Origin of the sequence: Salinisphaera sp. S4-8, from assembly GCF_040361235.1 — a bacterium.
GTDB lineage: Bacteria > Pseudomonadota > Gammaproteobacteria > Nevskiales > Salinisphaeraceae > Salinisphaera.
The window spans coordinates 154055-160455 of sequence record NZ_APNF01000009.1; the positions used below are offsets into that span (position 1 = coordinate 154055).

At 62.5% G+C, this 6401-nt stretch carries 6 protein-coding genes; 5 read left to right on the forward strand and 1 reads right to left on the reverse strand.

All coding sequences use genetic code 11. The features are described from left to right. Nucleotides 1-28 precede the first annotated feature (28 nt). A complete protein-coding gene (locus S4A8_RS14465; protein ID WP_353220658.1) occupies nucleotides 29-229 on the reverse strand; it encodes a hypothetical protein in 201 nt (66 codons plus the stop codon). Nucleotides 230-734: 505 nt separating this feature from the next. Here S4A8_RS14465 and S4A8_RS14470 point away from each other — a divergent pair. The 5 genes from S4A8_RS14470 to S4A8_RS14490 all read left to right on the forward strand — a co-directional run bounded on the left by S4A8_RS14470 (nucleotide 735) and on the right by S4A8_RS14490 (nucleotide 6337). Further along, nucleotides 735-1301, forward strand: a complete 567-nt coding sequence (locus S4A8_RS14470) for a sigma-70 family RNA polymerase sigma factor (RefSeq protein ID WP_353220659.1) — start codon at nucleotides 735-737, stop codon at nucleotides 1299-1301. After that, a complete protein-coding gene (locus S4A8_RS14475) occupies nucleotides 1298-2056 on the forward strand; it encodes an anti-sigma factor (RefSeq protein WP_353220660.1) in 759 nt (252 codons plus the stop codon). Before S4A8_RS14470 ends, S4A8_RS14475 begins: the two co-directional genes overlap by 4 nt. A 113-nt stretch (nucleotides 2057-2169) precedes the next feature. Beyond that, nucleotides 2170-2730 carry a GNAT family N-acetyltransferase gene (locus S4A8_RS14480; protein ID WP_353220661.1) on the forward strand — a complete coding sequence of 187 codons (561 nt, stop codon included), beginning with the start codon at nucleotides 2170-2172 and terminating at the stop codon, nucleotides 2728-2730. 148 nt (nucleotides 2731-2878) lie between these two features. Then, nucleotides 2879-4846 (forward strand): EAL domain-containing protein, encoded by a 1968-nt coding sequence (locus tag S4A8_RS14485; RefSeq protein WP_353220662.1) that lies wholly within the window; start codon nucleotides 2879-2881, stop codon nucleotides 4844-4846. 120 nt (nucleotides 4847-4966) lie between these two features. Then, on the forward strand, nucleotides 4967-6337 hold the full coding sequence (locus S4A8_RS14490; RefSeq protein WP_353220663.1) for a GntP family permease: 1371 nt from the start codon (nucleotides 4967-4969) through the stop codon (nucleotides 6335-6337). The last annotated feature ends 64 nt before the right edge of the window (nucleotides 6338-6401 follow it).

Below are 6401 nucleotides of genomic sequence, written 5' to 3' on the forward strand. Positions count from 1 at the left end.
TTGGGTGATTGGACTCCAGATCGGGCTGCTACTCAATAGCGGGGGATGGTCGGTTGCGCACCACAGCCCGCCGCCCGTCGGCGTCTCGGTCGGCATGCGTCTGCAGAAACGCATTGAGCTCGGCCTGAACGGCCTGTTTGATGATGCGTTGTGCGCCATCGCGAACCAGATCGGACAGCGCGTCCGCAAAGGCTGGATCAGTAAATGCAATCGTCGTATCGTCTCGCATGGTGGTGGCACCTCTTCTGTCGTCTGAAATCAGGGATTGGTCTTACTAATTTCAGCAGGTGGGTGCCGCCTCCTTCAATCGCTCATACACCAGAAATGAGCGTAGCTCTAGCGCCGTCGGAGCCACGCCTTGGCATTGTCGCGCCATGCCAGGCGTACGGCTGGACGCGCGCATGCTGTTGGGCTCGCCGCAGCGAATAGGTTTGCTGCAGCGGTGGGCCGGCCGCGCGGGTTTTGAATGCCGTCAATCGGGCGGACGCGCACGATCGCGGCACAGGGTTGATCGCGCTCGCGCGCGGGCCATGCAAACCGCGCTACCGCGTATGGCGAGCGCAAAACGATTGTGTCGCCAGCGCTTTGGCGCCACACTATCCGGATCATGGATGACGTATTCGCGCATAATGGCTATGCGACACCCGCGTTTGCGCGACAGAACAACCTTGCCAACGCCACGCCGTTTACCAAACGTGCCGCCCTGTGTAATCGCCGGGGCGGGCGTCTAGATCGTGGCTGATCGAGAGCAGCTGGCTGCGTGGTTGGCGGACACGGCCCAAGGTGACGAGCGCGCCTTTCAGCAGCTTTATGCCGCAACGTCGGCGCAACTCTATGCGTTGTTGCTGCGTATCCTGCGTAATCCGGAGCGGGCGCAGGATGCCTTGCAGGACGCCTATGTCAGGGTCTGGCAGAAGGCCGACACCTACACTCCGGAACGGGGGGCGCCTCTGACGTGGCTGTTGTCGATTGCCCGCTACCGCGCACTGGACGTACTCAGACGCAAGCGCCCTGAAGTGGCGATGCCGGAGGAACCGGACATGATGGCTACACTGCTCGAGGATGAGCAGGCGCTCTCACCGCTGGAAGAGAACGAGAACCAGCAGTCGCTTGATGCTATTCAGGCCTGTCTGAAGACGCTGCAGCCGCAGCAGCGCGACAGTGTGCTGCTTGCCTACTATGAAGGCCTGACGCACCAGGAACTCTCGCAGCGCCTGGACGCGCCGTTGGGGACGGTCAAGAGCTGGATTCGTCGCGGCTTGATGCGCTTGCGTGAATGCCTTGGGGAGCGTGCGTCATGACATCCCAAGAGCGTGATGACGAGCTGGTGATTGCTGCGGGTGAATACGTGCTGGGCACGGCGGAGCCCGATCAGCGCGAAGCCTTCGAACAGCGTCTTGAAAACGATGCGCGAGCACATCGCGAGCTCGTCTATTGGGAGCATCGACTCGCAAGTCTCGGGCTAGGCCTTGCCCCCGTACAGCCGCCGGCCTCGGTATGGGCGCGCGTGTCGAAGGCGCTGTCGCTCAACGAGTCCGGTAAAGCCGCCCCCGCGGCGACTTCTGCCAACGCCCCGGCGGCCAATGATTCACGGTTCTGGCGGGCCGTCGCGATTGCCGCGTCGGTGGTGGCGCTGGTGTTGGGTGGCATGCTGCTGTCCCAGCCGTCGTATCACCATGGCATCGGCGAACCCAATCCGCCGCATGCCTATACGAGTATTGTCTATGACGACCCGACCGGTACCGGCTGGCTGGTGACCGCCTGGGCGAATGACGACGAAATGCAGGTGGTCGCCCTGGGTGACTATCAGGTGCCCCAAGGCAAGATACTGCGTGCCTGGCTCAAGCCGGAGACGGGGGATCCCATACCGCTGGGCGAATGGCCGCACAAAAAGGGTGGCTACACCATGGAGCTCGGTAAAGCGACCGTCCAGCGCATGACACCGCCGGCGAAGCTGATGGTATCCATGGAAGATGCCGGCGCTACGCAGCAGGCACACGCCGCGCCCGCCGGCAAGGTCTTGTGGAGTGCGCCCATACTCCGGCGCACGGGCTAAACGCCCGACGACAAGGTTAACGACCCTTCGCAAAAGAGCGCGAGTAGCCGTACGTTACATCGTGGCACCATCCCTTAGCGCGGTGCGAGCACGTGAAGTAGATGCTTCAAACCATGCTTGAAACGCAGCGATTGACCATGCGGGCGTTAACGCTGGATGACGTGCCCGCATTGACCGCGATTCTGAGTGACCCAGCCGTGATGTCGTATTCGCTACGCGGTGTCTGCGACGAAGCCGCCACGCGGGATTTCATTGCATGGTGTCGTGATTGTTACGCGACCCACGGCTTAGGACCTTGGGCGCTCATCGACAAGCGCGACGCATCGCTGATCGGTTTTTGCGGCGTCGCGCCGGAAGCGGTCGGCGCGATCGAACAGATGAGCCTGGGCTACCGGCTGGCCACGCGTTACTGGAACAAGGGGCTGGCCGCCGAAGCGGCGACCGCGGTTCTCGCGCATGCGTTTGGCGTTCAAGACGTGGCCTCGATCGTGGCGATTATCGAACCGTCACATTATGCCTCGCTACGGGTGGCCGAAAAGGTCGGCTTTGCGCGCTTCGAGATGATGACGTTTCACGGCCGGCCGGTGCGGCTGTATCGGCTCGATCGAGTCGAGTGGACCGAGCAACGGTCGGCACTAGGCAATTACACGGACATGCCGATAACAGACCCGTGACTGCATAAAGTCGACGTATATAACCGTAGCCACAGGCGCGCCGGGTTGCGTTGGCGTAGCGAACTGGCTCATAACTGGTCACAACGGCCACGCATTGCCGAAACGGTCAGCGGCCGTTTGGCTGCAGGTCAGATCAACCGGGGCAGGGGTGACAAACGATAACGACACGCGCGCGGGCGACGTTGCGCAAGGCGGAGCGGCCAAGACCGCACAGCAACGCCGTAGGGCACAAACGCAGCGCGCCAGTGACGGGGCCGATCGCGACGGGACGTCGGATCCACCCGAGCTGAAATCGCTCGACGCACGCGTCGGCGAATTACTGCGCTCGGAATTGTGGGCAGATTCGCATGCCGAGCGATACGATCGTTTTACCCGACTGCTCGGCCGCATATTCGACGCCCCCGAAGCGCTGATCGCGTTGTTCGATGATGGCCAGTATTCGTTCAAATCCCGCTTTGGCTTTCAACTTGGCACGGCCACCGAACAAATTCGCTTGTGTCGCGAGGCCGCCGGGCAGCGTGATGTGTTCGTCATCAAAGACATCGACGTTGCCCGCAAAGACGTCAAGGACGATTCCACCCGCAATATGCGTTTTTTCGCCGCGCGTGCGTTGCGTACGCAGGCCGGCGAGGTCGTTGGCTGTGTGGCCGTGCTGGATTTCAAGCCGCGCGGCTTTGATGACAACGCACGACAAACGCTCAACGAGATCGCGCTTTTGGTGGAAGAGGAGTTCAGTCTCAACGAGGCCCTGGCATCCACGCGTGCCGGTATGGCCGAGCTGCTGGATCGTGATGCCGCCTTGCCATCGCCCACCCATATCATCGCCTATGAAAAAATCGAACTGCTGGTCGAACAGGCCCGCGAGGCAGGGCGCAAGCTGGGTATCTTCTATCTGAGTGTCGATAACCTCTACGACATGTCGCTCGCCTATGGCCCGGGGCGTATTCAGGCGATGATCAATCGCTGGATGGACGATCTGCGCGGTCACGGCGACACCCTGATTTATATCGCCCGCCTGACCGAGCGGGGCTTCGTTGGCGCCTTCGAGTTCAATGGGTCGGTGCAGGCCGCCCGCCGTCATTGCGAACAGCTGCGTGCCCACGCCGAGCGCGAGATCGAACACGAGGACGTACGCTTTGCATTCGAGGCGAGCTGCGGGTTGTGTGTACACCCCGATCATGGCGACTCCGGCGTAGCGCTGATCGGCCGTGCCCAGCTGGCGCACGAGAATCAGAGCTGGGCCGGCGATACGGCCTTGTTCAATGCGTCGATCGCCAAGCGTTTTCGGCGCGAGTCCGCGATACGCACCCGTTTCGAACCGGCCGTGCGCTCGGGCGCGGTGACGTTTCACGCCCAGCCGATATTTGCGACTGCGGACCAGTCATTGATGGGCGTGGAATTGCTCGCCCGCTGGCAGGACCCGGAGCTCGGCGAGGTATCGCCGACGGAGTTCGTCCCGGTGATCGATGCCGAAAAAGGGCCGCGTCGCGCGCTGGTCGCCCACGCGCTGGAAACGGCCTGCCGGTATCTATCCACCTGGCAGGCGGATTCGCGGTTTGTGCCCTACGTCACGATCAACGTGCCCGGCGCGGAAGTGTTTCAGCGCGATTTCCATGATCTGGTGGACGCGACACTTGCGCAATACGGGGTCGATGGCCGCTATCTGGTGTTCGAGCTGACCGAGCGCAGCGTCATACGCGACTTCGAACGCATGGCACGCGCGCTACGGCGGCTGACCGAAACCGGCGCACGCGTTGCCATCGACGATTTCGGCAGCGGTTATTCATCGATTGCCTACCTCACGCGGCTGCCGGTGGCGCTCGTCAAACTCGACAAGCGGGTCGTCCAGCAAGTCGATCACGAAGGCCCGGCATACGAATTGGCGCGCGGTATCGTCGCGCTTGCCCATGGCCAGGATCTGGCCGTGGTGGCCGAAGGGGTCGAAACTCAAAAGCAATGGGACACCATTCGCGCCATGGGCTGCGAATACGTTCAGGGCTACCTGCTCGGCCGGCCGGGGCCCGAATCCGAGTTGTGCGAACGCGTTGATCGGCATCGGGCGAACTCGGCCAAAGCCGACGATCCCGGCGATGGCGCCCAGCAGCCGGATGAGTAACGCCATGCGGCCTGCGCCGTGATAGGCCGATCGCGGCGCCCATGCGCTGAAACATTCCCTGTAGTCTGCATATAGTCCAAACTACGCGCTCGTCGACCGTGTCCGCGCTGTGTTTGCCCCATGCTCTATGCCCTGATTCTCGTTGCCCTGATTGCGTTCATCGTTGTCGCGACCTCGGGGCTCAAGCTGCACCCGTTTCTGGTATTGCTGGTCACCGCCTTTTTCGGCGGGCTGGCCTACGGCGTGCCGGCGCTGGATGTCGTCGATGCCATCGGCAAGGGCTTTGGCGGCATTCTCGGCAGTATTGGCCTGGTGATCGTGTTTGGCACCATCATCGGCGTAATTCTGGAGAAAAGCGGCGCCGCGCTGACCATGGCCGAAACGATCATCCGCGCGCTGGGCCAACGCTTTCCCACGCTCACGATGTCGCTGATCGGCTATCTGGTGTCGATTCCGGTATTCTGCGATTCCGGGTACGTGATTCTGAATTCGCTAAAGAACGCGGTCGCCGCCCGTATGAACGTGTCGGTCACCGCCATGAGCGTGGCACTGGCCACCGGGCTGTATGCCACGCATACGTTTGTGCCGCCTACGCCCGGGCCGATCGCGGCCGCCGGTAATCTGGGCATTGGCAATAACCTCGGGCTGGTCATCGTCCTGGGTGCGATCGTTGCGCTGATTACCGCGCTCGCGGGCATGCTTTGGGCGAATCGCTATCTGGGGCGCGACGACGCCGATGCCGGCTTGTTGACCGAAGAGGCCGACGCGCTCAACGCCGAGGATGCTTTCGCCGCGTTCCGGGAAAAACAGGGCGTACTGCCGGGCGTATTCGCCTCCTTCGTGCCGATTCTGTTGCCGATCGTACTGATTTGCCTGGGGTCGGTTGCCGCCTTTCCGTCCGCGCCGCTGGGCGAGGGCGCTGTCGCCGCCGTACTGAGGTTGCTTGGCAATCCGTTGGTCGCACTGACGTTGGGTCTGGTGGCGGCCTGTCCGTTGCTGCCCAAGGTCAAGCGCCGCGAAGCGCTGGAGCAACGCGTGAGCGCCGGTATTGCCGCGGCCGCGCCCATTCTCATGATCACCGGCGCGGGCGGTGCCTTCGGCCAGGTGCTCAAGGCCACGCCGCTGGCGGATTTCATCGGCGATACGCTGTCCACGCTGGGTATCGGCATCTTCATGCCCTTCGTGGTGGCCGCCGCGCTCAAGACCGCCCAGGGCTCGTCCACGGTGGCACTCGTTGCGACCTCCGCTCTCGTCGCTCCTTTGCTGGGCGATATCGGCCTGGATAGCGAAATGGGGCGTGCGCTATGTGTGCTCGCCATCGGCGCGGGTGCGATGACCGTCTCCCACGCCAACGACAGCTTCTTCTGGGTCGTATCCCAGTTCAGCCGCATGCCCGTGGCGCTGGCCTATCGGGCACAGACGGTAGCCACGCTGATTCAGGGTGTCGTGGGTATTCTCGTGGTGTGGCTTATGTCGCTGGTATTGCTCTAGTTGTGATCTTTCAGTAGGTTGTTCATCCGGGCCACTGACCTTGAAGCTGATGGGTGTCGAATCC

Bases quoted from the DNA above. Each gene is read 5' to 3' on its own strand.
- S4A8_RS14480 (WP_353220661.1), top strand. From the start codon at position 2,170: ATGCTTGAAACGCAGCGATTGACCATGCGGGCGTTAACGCTGGATGAC.
- S4A8_RS14475 (WP_353220660.1), top strand. From the start codon at position 1,298: ATGACATCCCAAGAGCGTGATGACGAGCTGGTGATTGCTGCGGGTGAA.
- S4A8_RS14490 (WP_353220663.1), top strand. From the start codon at position 4,967: ATGCTCTATGCCCTGATTCTCGTTGCCCTGATTGCGTTCATCGTTGTC.
- S4A8_RS14465 (WP_353220658.1), bottom strand. From the start codon at position 229: ATGCGAGACGATACGACGATTGCATTTACTGATCCAGCCTTTGCGGAC.